Consider the following 13,449-nt stretch of genomic DNA (forward strand, 5'->3'; position numbering starts at 1 on the left):
GGTCGCACGTCCTGCTGCCTCAGCGCCGGTGCTTGCCGAAAAACTCCAGCATCATCCGGCTCGCATCCGGTCCCTTCGCATGAAAGGCGATCTGCGGATCGCCGCCGCTCCACGCATGGTCCAGCGTATCGACCCGCACCACCCGCAGCACCACCTTGCTGCCGACCAGGTAATCGTGGATCTCATGCCCGCTGCGGCTGCCGCGCCGCGTCACCTTCACGGGGGCATCGGCCGGTACGCCGTTCAGCAGCAGGCTCTGCCGCACAAGCTGCTGCTGGTTCACCGCGTGCACCACGGTATCGGCATCGCCCTGGAACAGGATCGCCGGCATCAGCGGAAAATCGGCGCGGCGCGCCAGCACCTCGCGGATCGCCGGTTCGATGCGCAGTCCGCCGCCGTGGCGCATCACGCCGAGCGCGCCGACGGTACCGTGGCCGGCGCCGAACACGGGCCCCGAATGCAGGCCGACCGCCGCGAATACATCCGGGAAATTCAGTGCCATGATGTTGGCCAGGCCGGCACCGGCCGAGATGCCGCACACATACACGCGGCGCCGGTCGATCGGATACTGGGACATCACCTTGCCAAGGATCCCGGCCACCGGCTGCACGTCGCCGCCGCCTTGCTGCGTGGAACGGTCGAACCAGCGCCAGCAGCGGTGCGCATTCACCGTCACCGATTGCTGCGGATAGAGCACCGCATAGCCCTTCTTTTCCGCCATCTGGTTCATCCGCGTGCCCTGCGCGAACTGCGTCGCGGTCTGGTGGCAGCCATGCAGCATCAGCACCAGCGGCCAGCCCTTGGGCGGTACTTCTCCCTGCGGCAGGTACAGCCAGTACTGCATTTGCTGGGCACCCGCCAGGTGATGGCCGGCCAGCCAGCGCCCGGGCGCCACCGGTGTCGCCGGCGGCGTGCGCACGCGTGGCGCCGCGACCGCCGCCTTTTTCGCCGGCCGCTTGCGCACACTGCTCTTCGGCAACGTCAGCAGGGTGCCGACCATCTTCGCCGCCGCCTTTTGCTGGGCATTGCCCGCTTTCATCAACGAGCGCACCAGGCGCGCACCGGCATTCCGCTTGACCATGCTTCCTCCGTATTCGTCCACCCCGTACCCAACGGAACCGGGCCACACTATTGAATTCCAGTAAGGACGCGAAAAATCCGCTTGCGCTATTCTGGCATGCGCACCGCCGGGCTATGCGCGCGGCGGCCTTTCCACGTACCGCATTACCCAATGCATCACAGGAGACCAATATGAGCTATCTCGACCGAGACCCGTTTGGCATTTACCGTGACCGCGACAATGACGGCCCTGGCCCGCACCTGATGGGTGCCGACACGCTGATGGGCGAAGACGTCTACAACCGCCAGGAAGAAGACCTGGGGGACATCAAGGAAATCATGATCGACATGCAGTCCGGCCGGATCGCCTACGCCGTGCTGTCGTTCGGCGGCATCCTGGGCATGGGCGACAAGCTGTTCGCCGTGCCATGGCAGGCGCTGCAACTCGATACCGTCAACAAGCGCTTCATCCTCGACGTGGCGAAAGAACGCCTGGAAAGCGCGCCCGGCTTCGACAAGGACCGCTGGCCCGACATGGCCAGCGCCGAATTCGGCAGCCAGATCAGCAGCTTCTGGGGCGGTTCCACGCAGGCGATGCCAGGCCAGATGACCTCGTCCGGCAGCGTGATGAGCAGCGGCAGCAGCACGATGCAGAGCGGCTCCAGCTTCGGCCAGAGCCAGTCCGGCAACCTGTCCGGCGGCGCGGGCAGCAGCATGGGCGGCAGCAGCGGCCTGTCCAGCCAGAGCGGCAGCCTGGGCAGCGGCACCGGCCTGGGCAGCAACAGCCTGGACCTGGACCGCGGCGATTCCGACCTGACCGACAAGAACATCAATCAGGCCGGCGGTCTGTCGAACCAGAGCTCCAGCTACGATCCGAACAAGAAGTATTAACTACCAAGTGATTCCCTGATCCTGCAATAGTCGCAGGCCACAGCGAATCCAACCAGCCTCAAGGGGCCTCGAGAAACCGTAGCGAGCAGGCGCCAGGGGTGGCCAAGAAGCGCAATCGTACGTAAGTACGATGAGCATCGCAGGCCGGCCCTGGCGTCGCGCAGTAGGTTTATCGAGGCCCTACTACCTCTGCATTGACTCCCACACTTTAAAGAGCCGCTTGACCGATACCGGCATCGGCGTACGCAACTCCTGCGCGAACAGCGACACGCGCAACTCCTCCAGCATCCAGCGATACTCCACCAGCTTCGGATCGGTATTCTTGCCGGCCGATTTTTCGCGCATCACGCGCAGGTAAGGCTGTGCCGCCCCGTGCCAGTCGGCCATCGATTTCGCATCGCGTGCCGGATCGGCGCGCAGTTTTTCAAGCCGCACGTTCATCGCCTTCAGGTAGCGCGGGAAATGCGCCAGCTGGGTGAAGTCGGTATCGAGCAGGAAGCGCTTGTGCACCAGGCCTTTCAGCTGCTCCTGCATGTCGGCGGCGGCCTGCTGGTTGATGCCCTGCAGCCGCTTCGGCAAGCCATGGAACTCAGTCAGCACCTGCGAGACCAGTCGGGCGATCTCGTTCACCAGCAGCACGAGGCGCGACTTGCCTTCGTCCTTGCGCCGGTTGAACGTGGCCGCATCGGTCGGCAGCGGGTCCTGCAGGCAGGCGATGTCGATCGCCTTGGCGATGATCTGGTCGCGCAGTTCTTCCTGCGTGCCCATGCTCATGAACTGCATGCCCATCTGCTGCAGGTTCGGGATGCTTTTCTCGACGAACTTGATCTGGTCCTTCATCTGCAGCGCGAACAGCCGGCGCAGGCCGATGCGGTGCGTGCGCGCGGCCACGTTCGGATCGTCGAACACTTCCAGGTCGCAGTGCGTGACCTTGTCCACCAGCGCCGGGAAGCCGATCAGGGTCAGCTTGCCCTGCACGATCTCCAGCAGTTCCGGCAGTTCGCCGAACGACCATGACGTGATGTTCGTGTGCGCTCCGGCCGGTGCCGGCGCGGCGGCTGCCGGCGCAGGCAGGGCCGCCCCCGGCATGCCACCGGCCTTGACCTCGCCCGAGATGCCACCGTGCCGGCCTTTTTCCGCACCTTTCTCGGCGTTCTTTTCCGCCCTGCCACCGCCCAGCTGCGCCAGCGAAGCGGCCGATGCGGGAGGCGCATTTTCCGCCATCTTCTGGAAGCTTTGCCGCGCCTGCGCGCCATACTCCGCCTGCAGTGTGGCGAGATTGCGGCCCATGTCCAGCTGGCGGCCGTGCTCGTCGATCACCTTGAAATTCATGAAGTGGTGGGCCGGCAGCTGCTCCGGCTTGAAGTCCGAGCTCAGCACCGTGATCGTGATCTGCTCGCGGATGTCGGCGATGATCGCGTCGATCAGGTCGCCGCGGCCGAACTTGTCCGCCACGCGCTCGCAGAACTTCTGTGCATACTCGGGCAGTGGCACCATGTGGCGGCGCTGCTTCTGCGGCAGCGATTTCAGCAGCAGGTGCACCTTTTCCCTCAGCATGCCCGGCACCAGCCATTCGCAGCGCTCGCGCGACAGCTGGTTCAGCGCATACAGCGGCACGTGCAGGGTCACGCCGTCGCGCACCGTGCCCGGTTCGAAGTGGTACGTCAGCGCCATCTCGACACCGGCGGCCAGCATCTTCTTCGGGAACAGTTCCGTCGTCACGCCGGCCGCCTCGTGCCGCATCAGGTCTTCCTTGACGAGGTACAGCAGCTTCGGCTCGGCCTGCGCGGCCTTCTTGTACCAGGCCTCGAAGCCGGCGCCATTGACCACGTCGTGCGGAATCAGCTTGTCGTAGAACGCCTCGATCAGCTGGTCGTCCACCAGCACGTCCTGCCGGCGCGACTTGTGTTCGAGGTTCTCGATTTCCTTCACCAGCCGGTGGTTGTGCGCGAAGAACGGCGCGCGCGTGTCGTAGTCGCCGGCCACCAGCGCATCGCGGATGAAGATCTCGCGTGCTTCCGCCGGATTGTGCAGCGCGTAGTTGATGCGGCGCTGGCTGTACACCGTCAGGCCGTACAGGGTCGCCTTCTCGGCCGCCGTCACCTGCGCCGGGCGCTTTTCCCAGCGCGGTTCGCCCCACGATTTCTTCAGCAGGTGCGCGCCGATCTTTTCCACCCATTCGGGTTCGATGCGCGCGATGGTGCGCGCATACAGCCGCGTGGTCTCCACCAGTTCGGCCGCCATCACCCACTTGCCGGCCTTCTTGCCCAGCGAGGAACCGGGCCAGATGTTGAACTTGATGCCGCGCGCGCCCAGGTAACCGGGGTCGTCTTCCATCTTGAAGCCGACGTTGCCCAGCAGGCCAGTCAGCAGCGCCATGTGGAACTGCTCGTACGTGGCCGGCGTCTCGTTCATGCGCCAGCCCTGCTCCTTCACCAGCGTGAGCAGCTGGGAATGCACGTCGCGCCATTCGCGCAGCCGCACTTGCGACAGGAAGTTGGCGCGGCAGTTGTCCTGCAGCTGGCGATTGGTTTTCTTGTGCTCGATGGCGTCCTCGAACCAGCGCCAGATCTTGATGTACGAGAGGAACTCGGACTTCTCGTCGGCGAACTTCTGGTGCGCCTGGTCGGCCGCCTGCTGGTGCTCGATCGGCCGGTCGCGCGGGTCCTGCACCGACAAGGCGGCCGCCACGATCAGCACTTCGGTCAGACAGGTGAAATCCTGCGCGGCCAGGATCATGCGGCCCACGCGCGGGTCGAGCGGCAGCTTGGCCAGCTTGCGGCCCAGGCCCGTCAAGCGGTTGTCGTCGTCGACGGCGCCCAGTTCCTGCAGCAGCTGGTAACCATCGGCGATGGCGCGCGCCAGCGGCGGCTCGATGAACGGGAACGTCTCCACATCCGTCAGGTGCAGGGACTTCATGCGCAGGATCACGGAGGCCAGCGACGAGCGCAGGATTTCCGGATCGGTGAATTTCGGCCGCTTGTTGAAATCCTCTTCGTCATACAGCCGGATGCAGACGCCGTCGGCCACGCGGCCGCAACGGCCGGCGCGCTGGTTCGCCGCCGACTGCGCCACCGGCTCGATCTGCAGCTGTTCGACCTTGTTGCGGTAGCTGTAGCGCTTGACGCGCGCCAGGCCCGCATCGACCACGTAGCGGATTCCCGGCACCGTCAGCGACGTCTCGGCAACGTTGGTGGCGAGGACGATGCGCCGCTGGTTGGTGGTGCGGAACACGCGGTCCTGCTCCTCCACCGACAGGCGGGCGAACAGCGGCAGGATCTCCACGTGCGGCGGATGGTGCTTGCGCAGCGCCTCGGCGGCATCGCGGATTTCCCGCTCGCCGGGCAGGAACACCAGCACGTCGCCCGAGCCGATGCGGCATACCTCGTCGACGCCGTCGAGGATGGCATCCATCAGGTCGCGCTTTTCCTTTGCGGCGGCGGCCGTGCGTTGCTGCGGCTTCGCGGCATTCACGCCTTCCGGCAGCCTGACCGGCTCGCGCTCCACCGGCCGGTAGCGGATCTCCACCGCATACAGGCGGCCCGACACCTCGATCACCGGTACCGGCGGCTTGCCCTCCTGGCTGAAATGGCGGGCGAAACGCTCGGCATCGATGGTGGCCGACGTGATGATCACCTTCAGGTCCGGCCGGCGCGGCAGCAGCTGCTTCAGGTAGCCCAGCAGGAAGTCGATGTTCAGGCTGCGTTCGTGCGCCTCGTCGATGATGATCGTGTCGTAACCCTTGAGCAGCGGGTCGGTCTGGGTCTCGGCCAGCAGGATACCGTCCGTCATCAGCTTCACGGACGCGCCCTTGTGCAGCGTGTCGTTGAAGCGCACCTTGTAGCCCACGTGCTCGCCCAGCGGCGAATTCAGTTCCTGGGCGATGCGCTTGGCGGTCGACGACGCGGCGATCCGGCGCGGCTGCGTGTGGCCGATCAGGCCCTTCTGGCCGCGGCCCAGCTCCAGGCAGATCTTCGGCAGCTGCGTGGTCTTGCCGGAACCGGTTTCACCCGAGACGATGACGACCTGGTGCTTCGACAGCGCCTCGGCGATCTCGCGCCGCCGGCCCGAGACCGGCAGGTCTTCCGGGAACGTGATCGGCGGCAGCGGATTGCGGAACAGGCGCTCGGCTTCGCGCGCGGCAAGCTGCTCGGGCGTGGGCTTTTCCCGCGCGCCCCCCTGCTTGGGCGGACGTTGTTCACGTGCGGCCACCTGCTCCGGCGCGGGGTTTTCCCGCGGTGCGCCGCCGCGGCGGTCGCCATCCCGGCGCGGCGGGCGCGCTTCGGTCGGATTCGGGGGAGAAGAAGGGGGAGACTGCTTGATGGCTTCAGACATTGTTTTTACAAGGTTTTGCTGCGAGTTTTACTACGAATGCCGCGCAGCGAATTATAATGCGGCGCATGGAAAATCCCGTCGAATTCGTCCAGTGGCTGCGCTCCGTCGCGCCTTATATCCATGCCTTCCGCGGCAAGACTTTCGTGGTGGCCTTCCCCGGTGAACTGGTGTCCGCCGGCGCCCTGCCGGTGCTGGCGCACGACCTGTCGCTGCTGCACGCACTGGGCATCAAGGTCGTCGTCGTGTACGGCTCGCGGCCCCAGGTTGCCGAACAGCTCGCGCTGCGCAATGTCGAGGGCCGTTTCCACAACGGCATCCGCGTCACGGATACCGCCGCGATGGAATGCGCCAAGGAAGCCGCCGGCGAACTGCGCCTCGACATCGAAGCCGCGTTCAGCCAGGGCTTGCCGAACACGCCGATGTCGAACGCGGCGATCCGTGTCATTTCCGGCAACTTCGTCACGGCGCGCCCGCTGGGCGTCATCGACGGCGTCGACCTGGAACTGACCGGCGTGACCCGCAAGGTCGATGCCGAGACGATCCACTCGATCCTGGCCGCCGGCGGCGTGATCCTGCTGTCGCCGCTGGGCTTCTCGCCCACCGGCGAAGCGTTCAACCTGACGATGGAAGACGTCGCCGTCTCCGCCGCGGTGGCGCTGCATGCCGACAAGCTGATCTTCATCACCGAGACCGAAATGCTGCGCGACCTGGCCGGCACGGAAATCCGCGAACTGTCGTCGCACATGGCCGAAGCCGTGCTGCAGGCGAATTTCCTGTCGCCGGAAAGCGCGTTCTACCTGCGCCATTGCGTCAAGGCCTGCAACAGCGGTGTGGAACGCTCGCACATCGTGCCGTTCGCGATGGACGGCTCGGCCATGCTGGAACTGTTCACGCACGATGGCGTGGGCACCATGATCAGCCACGAGAACCTGGAAAGCCTGCGCCCCGCCACAATTGAGGACGTCGGCGGGATTATCAAGCTGATCGAACCGCTGGAAGCGGACGGCACGCTGGTAAAACGGGGCCGCGAGCTGATCGAACGCGAAATCAATTATTTTTCCGTCATCGAACACGATGGCGTGATCTTCGGCTGCGCCGCGCTGTATCCGTTCCCGGAAGAGAAGATGGCCGAAATGGCATGCCTGACCGTCAACCCGGAAGTGCAGGCGCAAGGCGACGGCGAGCGCATCCTGAAACACATGGAAAACCGCGCGCGCGCCTCCGGCATCACCAAACTGTTCGTGCTCACCACGCGCACCGCCCACTGGTTCATCAAGCGCGGCTTCGTGCCCGCCAACGTGGATGCGCTGCCAAAGGACCGCCAGCGCATGTACAACTACCAGCGCAAGTCGCAGGTGCTGGTGAAGACGCTGTAAGCGGAATTCGCCGGAGAAGCTTTACAATGCACGTTTCTGCACACTGAGGAGCACCCGAGATGGCCCGTACCGTCCATTGCATCAAACTGAACAAGGAAGCCGAAGGCCTGGACTTCCCGCCGTATCCTGGCGAACTGGGCAAGAAAATCTATGAATCCGTGTCGAAAGAGGCCTGGGCGGCCTGGCTGAAGCACCAGACCATGCTGGTCAACGAGAACCGCCTGAACCTGGCCGACGTGCGCGCCCGCAAGTACCTGGCGGCGCAGATGGAAAAGCATTTCTTCGGCGAAGGCGCCGACGAAGCCCAGGGCTACGTGCCGCCGACGGCCTGAGTAGCAGGGATTTTAGGGGTCAGTCCCCTCATCACGTCAACAGCAAGCGCAGACGCCGTCACTTACCGGGGACAGACCCCTGAGCCCCCGGCAACTGCTGCTGGCTTACCAGCTCAGCGTCTTCACGCCCTCGGCCATGCCCAGCAGGCACACGTTGGCGCCGCGTGCGGCGAACAGGCCCACGGCGATCACGCCGGTCATCTGGTTGATGGTGTTCTCCAGCGCCACCGGGTCGGTGATCGACAGTCCGGCCACGTCGATCAGATGGCCGCCGTTGTCGGTGACGAACGGCTCGTCGGTACCCGGCTTGACGCGTACCTTCGGCTGGCCGCCCAGCGCCGCCAGCTGGCGGAACACGGCATTGCGCGCCATCGGGATCACCTCGACCGGCAACGCGAACTTGCCCAGCGTGTCGACCAGCTTCGAACCATCGGCGATGCAGACGAACGATTTCGACACGGACGCCACGATCTTCTCGCGCGTCAGCGCCGCGCCGCCACCCTTGATCATCGCGCCCGACGCATCGATCTCGTCGGCGCCGTCGATGTAGACGGCGATCGAGTCCACGTCGTTCAGGTCGAACACGGGAATGCCATGGCCTTTCAGGCGCGCGGCGGTGGCTTCCGACGAAGCCACGGTGCCCTTGATGCGGTCCTTGATGGCGGCCAGTTCGTCGATGAAGAAGTTGGCGGTCGAGCCGGTGCCGACGCCGATGATTTCGCCGTCGACCACGTAGCCGATGGCGGCGCGCGCCACGGCCTGTTTCAGTTCGTCTTGAGTCATGATTGGGGATAGGGAGTAACGGATTCGAGGGCCGTCATTTTAACAGCGCACCGGGCGGCCTTTGTGGGAAAATAGCCAATCCCCACAAGTCAGCCCAACAGAACATGACGCCCACCCCGACTGACTCGCCTTCTGTTCCGCCGGCATCGCCGAACGCCGCCACCGTGCTGATCGTCGACGACAGCCGCGTTTCACGCCTGGTGGCGCGGCAATACATCCTCACGCTGCACCCCGACTGGATCGTGGTGGAAGCGGCCACCGGCGAGGAAGCGCTCGCCAGGGCGCCCGAAGTGCAGCCGCAACTGGTGCTGATGGACGTGAACATGCCCGGCATGGGCGGCATCGCCTGCGCCGAGAAGCTGCGCGAGCTGTTGCCCGATGCGCATATTTCGCTGCTGACGGCCAACGTGCAGGATGCCACCCGCAACCGCGCCAGCGAGATCGGTGTCGGCTTCATGGAAAAGCCGATCACGCCGGAACGCATCGCCCGCCTGACCGCCCTGCTGGGGCGCTGACATGGTCGCGCTGACCGAACTGGAACACGACGCCCTGGTCGAGATCTTCAACATCGGCGTGGGCCAGGCCGCCGCCGCGATGAGCGGCATCGTCAACGAGGAAGTCACGATGTCGGTGCCCTCGATCAGCTTCCTCAGCCGCAGCGAAGCGGCGCAACTGCTGGAAGAGGCGCACCGCAACGACACCCGGGCCGGCGGCGGCAGCGGCGAACGCATCTGCGGCGTCAGCCAGCATTACGACGGCGCGTTCTCGACCGAGGCGCTGCTGATGTTCCCGGAGAATAAAAGCCTGGAAATCGTGCGCCTGATGGTGGGCGAGGCGGTGCCGCTGGCCGAGCTGTCCGGCATGGAACAGGAAGCGATGAGCGAGATCGGCAACATCATCCTCAATTCCTGCGTCGGCACGCTGGCCAACATCTTCCAGCAGGAATTGCACGGCTCGCTGCCGGTCTACCACGTGGGCTCCAGCGACGAAATCCTCGACGCCACCGGCACCCGCGCCGATACCGTGGTGATGATGCTGCACATCGACTTCATCCTTGAAAAGCATCAGATCCACGGCTATGTCGCCTTTATCCTCGACGTGACCGCGCTGACCGACCTGAAGGAACAGATCGACCGCTACCTGCAACGCGCGATGGGACTGCCGGTGGGGCCGCAATAAGGATGTCGCACCCGTCTCGCCTGCCGTTGCTGGAAAGTGTGCTGGAAGCCGTCAGTGCCGGCGTCATCGTCGTCGACGCGGCGCACCGCATCGTGCTGTGGAATAAATGGATGAGCCTGCATACCGGCTGTGCCGCGCACAAGGCGCTCGGCACGGACCTGTTCGAGCTGATGCCGGAGCTGCGCGGCGGCCGCGTCGAGGCCGCCGTCCGGCAGGCGCTGGCGAACCACTTCTCGTCGCTGCTCTCGCCCACCCTGAACCGTGCGCCGTTTCCGCTGTACTCGAACCCCGCCGCCATCGGGCGCGGCGAGCGGATGCAGCAGGCCATCGCCGTCACGCCGCTGGCATTCCCGGCCGGGCAGGCCGGTTCCCATTGCCTGATCCAGCTGAACGACGTGAGCATGGCCGCCAGCCGCGAGAAGCTGTTGCGCGAGCAGACCGAACTGCTGCGCATGCAGACCTTTTCGGACGGCTTGACCGGCGTTGCCAACCGCCGCGCATTCGACGCCGCGATCGACCGGGAAGTGCGGCGCGCCAAGCGCAACGGCGGCATGCTGTCGCTGCTGATGATCGACATCGACCACTTCAAGCCCTACAACGACCACTATGGCCACCAGCAGGGCGACGAGTGCCTGATCCGGGTGTCGGCCGCCCTGCAGGCACTGCTGCAACGCTCGGTGGACATGCTGGCCCGTTACGGCGGCGAGGAATTCGCCGTGATCCTGCCCGACAACGATTCGGGCCAGGCGCAGCGCATGGCCGAAACGCTGCGCGCAAGCGTGCTGCAGCTGGCGATCCCGCACGAGCACGGCGGACCGGAAAAGCAGGTTACCGTCAGCATCGGCGGGGCCACGCTGCTGCCGGGCCAGCCGGCCTTGCCGGCCACGCTGATCGGTGCCGCCGACGCGGCGCTGTACGCCGCCAAGCGAGCGGGCCGCAACCGCATCATGGCAGCCTAGCCGGAACAAGCGGCCGCCGGCCCGGCGCCCTGACGTGATCGTGCGGCCCGCTCAGCGCTGCTGCAGGATCTCGCGGTCGATCGCCTTCAACGACACGGTCTTTTCCACGCCGCCACGCTTGACCGCTTCCTTCGGCATGCCGTAGACCACGCAGCTTTCCTCATCCTGCGCGACGGTGCGCGCGCCGGCCTTGCGCATCTCCAGCAGGCCGGCGGCACCGTCGTCGCCCATGCCGGTCATGATGATGCCCAGCGCATTGGCGCCGGCATGCCTGGCCACGGAGCGGAACAGCACGTCCACCGACGGCCGGTGCCGGTTTACCAGCGGGCCGTCGATGACATCGACGCAATAGCGGGCGCCGTCGCGGCGCAGCAGCATGTGCTTGCCGCCAGGCGCGATCAGCGCGCGGCCCGGCAGCACGCGGTCGTTGTGCTGCGCCTCGCGCACTTCGATCTGGCACAGCTTGTTGAGCCGGTCGGCGAAGGCCGCCGTGAATTTCTCCGGCATGTGCTGCACGATCACGATGCCCGGCGTCACGCGCGGCAGCGCCGTCAGTACTTCCTCGAGTGCCTGGGTGCCGCCGGTGGACGTGCCGATGGCCACCACCCGCTCGGTGGTCTGCAGCGGCGTACGCATATCGGCGGCAGGCGGCAGGATGGCGTCGGCCGTCAGCTTGGCCGGTGCCTGGGCAGGCGTGGCGGCGCGGGCGGAAAGCCGCCGCACGTTGACCTGGGCGGCGGCGCGGATCGCGTTGACCAGTTCGCTGCCACTGTCGTTCAAGAAATCCTTCAGGCCCAGCTTCGGCTTGGCGATCACGGTCACGGCGCCTGCCGCCATGGCCGCCATCGTGGTCTGCGCGCCCTTTTCCGTCAGCGTCGAACAGATGATCACCGGCGTCGGGCGTTCGGCCATGATCTTCTTCAGGAACGTGATGCCGTCCATGCGCGGCATTTCCACGTCCAGCACGATCACGTCCGGCCATTGCTGCTTCATCCGCTCGATCGCCAGCAGCGGGTCCGACACCGCGTGCAGCAGCCGGATGCCGGGCGCCGCCGCCAGCATTTCGCCGACGATCTTGCGCACCACCGCCGAATCGTCGACGACCATCACATTGACAGGATTCATAGAGTTCCAGGAATGCAGGAAAGCCCGCGAGACGAGAGCTTAGCGCACGCGAGCCTCGCGGCGCAATCCGCCGGCTACTAGGCAGCAGCCTTGCGGTACACCGACGGCACCACCGGCTGCACCGCGTTGCTGATCTCGTGCAGGCTTTCGGAATGGCCGATGAAGAACTGGCCGCCCGGCTTCAGGCGCGACGTCACGCGTGCCACCACCTGCCGCTTGGTATCGGCATTAAAGTAGATCATCACATTGCGCAGGAAGATCACGTCGAACATGCCGAGTTCGTTGGGCAGGTGAGTATTCAGGTTCACCTGCCTGAACTGCACGCGCTGGCGCAGTGCCCGGTCCACCAGAAGCGTGCCGTCCTGCTCGCGAATGCCCTTCAGGCAATAGCGCTTCAGGTAGTCGGCCGGCACGTGCGCGGCGCGCTCCATCGGATAGTGGCCGATGCGGGCACGCTGCAATACGCGCGTGCTGATGTCGGACGCCACCACTTCCCACGGTGCATTGCCCAGCACGTCCGCCAGCACCATGGCAATGCTGTAGGGTTCCTCGCCGGACGAACAGGCCGCGCTCCACACGCGGAACGCTGTATTGCCCGCCGCACCGTGCGCCGCCGCCGCTTCGCGCAGCAGCTCGAAATGGCGCGCTTCGCGGAAGAAGTAGGTCTCGTTGGTGGTCAGCAGGTCGACCGCGACCTGGGTCTCGTCCGGATGCTGCCCGCCGGCCAGCAGCTCGAGATACGCGTCATAGCTGTCCAGCCCGAAGTGGTGCAGGCGCTTGGCGAGCCGTCCGCTGACCAGCGCCTTCTTGGCATCCGACATCGTGATGCCGGCGATGTCGAGAATGAAGCGCTGGAAGCGCGCGAACTCGCGCTCGTTGATCGCGATGGCGCTCATGCCGCCTGTGCTTCGCTGTCGGCCAGCATGGCCAGGCCGTCCAGCGCCAGCACCTGGGACACGTTCAGCAGGATCACGAACTTGCCGTTCACCTTGGCCATGCCGCCGATGAAGTCGCCGCGGATGCGCGTGCCGAACGACGGCGCCGGCTCGATTTCGGCCAGCGCGATATCCAGCACCGCGCTGACGGCGTCGACCACCACGCCCGTCACCTGCCGTTCGCCGTCCGCTTCCAGTTCGACGATGACGATGCAGGTGCGCTTGCCCGGCACCGCCAGCGGCCGGCCGAAACGGGCCGCCAGGTCCATCACCGGCACCACGGCGCCGCGCAGGTTGATCACGCCGCGGATCGACTCGGGCATCATCGGCACTTCGGTGATGCCGGAGAACTCGATGATTTCCTTGACCGCCATGATGCCGATGCCGAACGCTTCGCCGCCCAGCATGAAGGTCAGGTATTGGGCGGATTCGCTGGCCGTTGCGCCGCTGTCTTGCTTGGTGTGCTTCATGGTTC

12 protein-coding genes are annotated in these 13,449 nt (G+C 65.7%); 6 read left to right on the plus strand and 6 right to left on the minus strand.

What is annotated here, in order from left to right; all coding sequences use genetic code 11:
- Positions 1–19: 19 nt before the first annotated feature.
- The gene (locus ACY34H_RS24660; protein ID WP_464980109.1) at positions 20–1,081 is read right to left on the minus strand and encodes an extracellular catalytic domain type 1 short-chain-length polyhydroxyalkanoate depolymerase; all 1,062 of its coding nucleotides are present in this window, start codon (positions 1,079–1,081) and stop codon (positions 20–22) included.
- A gap of 170 nt (positions 1,082–1,251) precedes the next feature.
- Here ACY34H_RS24660 and ACY34H_RS24665 point away from each other — a divergent pair, with 170 nt between their 5' ends.
- Positions 1,252–1,950 (plus strand): PRC-barrel domain-containing protein, encoded by a 699-nt coding sequence (locus ACY34H_RS24665; protein WP_464980110.1) that lies wholly within the window; start codon positions 1,252–1,254, stop codon positions 1,948–1,950.
- A gap of 183 nt (positions 1,951–2,133) precedes the next feature.
- Here ACY34H_RS24665 and hrpA read toward each other — a convergent pair whose 3' ends face one another.
- Positions 2,134–6,285 (minus strand): ATP-dependent RNA helicase HrpA, encoded by a 4,152-nt coding sequence (gene hrpA / locus ACY34H_RS24670; protein WP_464980111.1) that lies wholly within the window; start codon positions 6,283–6,285, stop codon positions 2,134–2,136.
- A 65-nt stretch (positions 6,286–6,350) separates the two neighbouring features.
- Between hrpA and argA the strand changes: the two genes are divergently transcribed.
- Together argA and ACY34H_RS24680 are read left to right on the plus strand one after the other, a co-directional pair.
- Positions 6,351–7,661, plus strand: coding sequence for an amino-acid N-acetyltransferase (argA, locus tag ACY34H_RS24675; protein WP_464980112.1), 1,311 nt, complete (start codon positions 6,351–6,353; stop codon positions 7,659–7,661).
- A 59-nt stretch (positions 7,662–7,720) separates the two neighbouring features.
- Positions 7,721–7,993 carry an oxidative damage protection protein gene (locus tag ACY34H_RS24680; RefSeq protein ID WP_137314219.1) on the plus strand — a complete coding sequence of 91 codons (273 nt, stop codon included), beginning with the start codon at positions 7,721–7,723 and terminating at the stop codon, positions 7,991–7,993.
- A 105-nt stretch (positions 7,994–8,098) separates the two neighbouring features.
- On the opposite strand, the gene rpiA is transcribed toward ACY34H_RS24680, so the two are convergent.
- Positions 8,099–8,776 (minus strand): ribose-5-phosphate isomerase RpiA, encoded by a 678-nt coding sequence (gene rpiA / locus ACY34H_RS24685; RefSeq protein WP_464980113.1) that lies wholly within the window; start codon positions 8,774–8,776, stop codon positions 8,099–8,101.
- 104 nt (positions 8,777–8,880) lie between these two features.
- Here rpiA and ACY34H_RS24690 point away from each other — a divergent pair, with 104 nt between their 5' ends.
- The 3 genes from ACY34H_RS24690 to ACY34H_RS24700 are packed head-to-tail and all read left to right on the plus strand — an operon-like array spanning position 8,881 to position 10,914.
- Positions 8,881–9,291 (plus strand): response regulator, encoded by a 411-nt coding sequence (locus ACY34H_RS24690; RefSeq protein ID WP_464980114.1) that lies wholly within the window; start codon positions 8,881–8,883, stop codon positions 9,289–9,291.
- Position 9,292: 1 nt separating this feature from the next.
- Positions 9,293–9,955, plus strand: a complete 663-nt coding sequence (locus ACY34H_RS24695) for a chemotaxis protein CheC (protein ID WP_464980115.1) — start codon at positions 9,293–9,295, stop codon at positions 9,953–9,955.
- A gap of 2 nt (positions 9,956–9,957) precedes the next feature.
- Positions 9,958–10,914: a diguanylate cyclase domain-containing protein gene (locus ACY34H_RS24700; protein WP_464980116.1), complete on the plus strand. Its 957-nt coding sequence runs from the start codon at positions 9,958–9,960 to the stop codon at positions 10,912–10,914.
- A 51-nt stretch (positions 10,915–10,965) separates the two neighbouring features.
- On the opposite strand, the gene ACY34H_RS24705 is transcribed toward ACY34H_RS24700, so the two are convergent.
- From ACY34H_RS24705 to ACY34H_RS24715, 3 genes are all read right to left on the minus strand, one after another.
- Entirely contained in the window at positions 10,966–12,039 is a 1,074-nt protein-coding gene (locus ACY34H_RS24705) for a protein-glutamate methylesterase/protein-glutamine glutaminase (protein ID WP_464980117.1), read from the minus strand.
- Between the two features lie 77 nt (positions 12,040–12,116).
- A complete protein-coding gene (locus tag ACY34H_RS24710; protein ID WP_464980118.1) occupies positions 12,117–12,935 on the minus strand; it encodes a CheR family methyltransferase in 819 nt (272 codons plus the stop codon).
- Entirely contained in the window at positions 12,932–13,444 is a 513-nt protein-coding gene (locus tag ACY34H_RS24715) for a chemotaxis protein CheW (protein WP_464980119.1), read from the minus strand. Before ACY34H_RS24715 ends, ACY34H_RS24710 begins: the two co-directional genes overlap by 4 nt.
- Between the last annotated feature and the right edge of the window lie 5 nt (positions 13,445–13,449).

The sequence above is a fragment of the Pseudoduganella sp. jia 9 genome, assembly GCF_055502615.1.

Coding starts and splice junctions, on each gene's coding strand:
- ACY34H_RS24710 (WP_464980118.1), bottom strand. CDS start 12,935: ATGAGCGCCATCGCGATCAACGAGCGCGAGTTCGCGCGCTTCCAGCGC.
- rpiA (WP_464980113.1), bottom strand. CDS start 8,776: ATGACTCAAGACGAACTGAAACAGGCCGTGGCGCGCGCCGCCATCGGC.
- argA (WP_464980112.1), top strand. CDS start 6,351: ATGGAAAATCCCGTCGAATTCGTCCAGTGGCTGCGCTCCGTCGCGCCT.
- ACY34H_RS24690 (WP_464980114.1), top strand. CDS start 8,881: ATGACGCCCACCCCGACTGACTCGCCTTCTGTTCCGCCGGCATCGCCG.
- ACY34H_RS24715 (WP_464980119.1), bottom strand. CDS start 13,444: ATGAAGCACACCAAGCAAGACAGCGGCGCAACGGCCAGCGAATCCGCC.
- ACY34H_RS24695 (WP_464980115.1), top strand. CDS start 9,293: ATGGTCGCGCTGACCGAACTGGAACACGACGCCCTGGTCGAGATCTTC.
- ACY34H_RS24705 (WP_464980117.1), bottom strand. CDS start 12,039: ATGAATCCTGTCAATGTGATGGTCGTCGACGATTCGGCGGTGGTGCGC.
- ACY34H_RS24660 (WP_464980109.1), bottom strand. CDS start 1,081: ATGGTCAAGCGGAATGCCGGTGCGCGCCTGGTGCGCTCGTTGATGAAA.
- hrpA (WP_464980111.1), bottom strand. CDS start 6,285: ATGTCTGAAGCCATCAAGCAGTCTCCCCCTTCTTCTCCCCCGAATCCG.
- ACY34H_RS24700 (WP_464980116.1), top strand. CDS start 9,958: ATGTCGCACCCGTCTCGCCTGCCGTTGCTGGAAAGTGTGCTGGAAGCC.
- ACY34H_RS24665 (WP_464980110.1), top strand. CDS start 1,252: ATGAGCTATCTCGACCGAGACCCGTTTGGCATTTACCGTGACCGCGAC.
- ACY34H_RS24680 (WP_137314219.1), top strand. CDS start 7,721: ATGGCCCGTACCGTCCATTGCATCAAACTGAACAAGGAAGCCGAAGGC.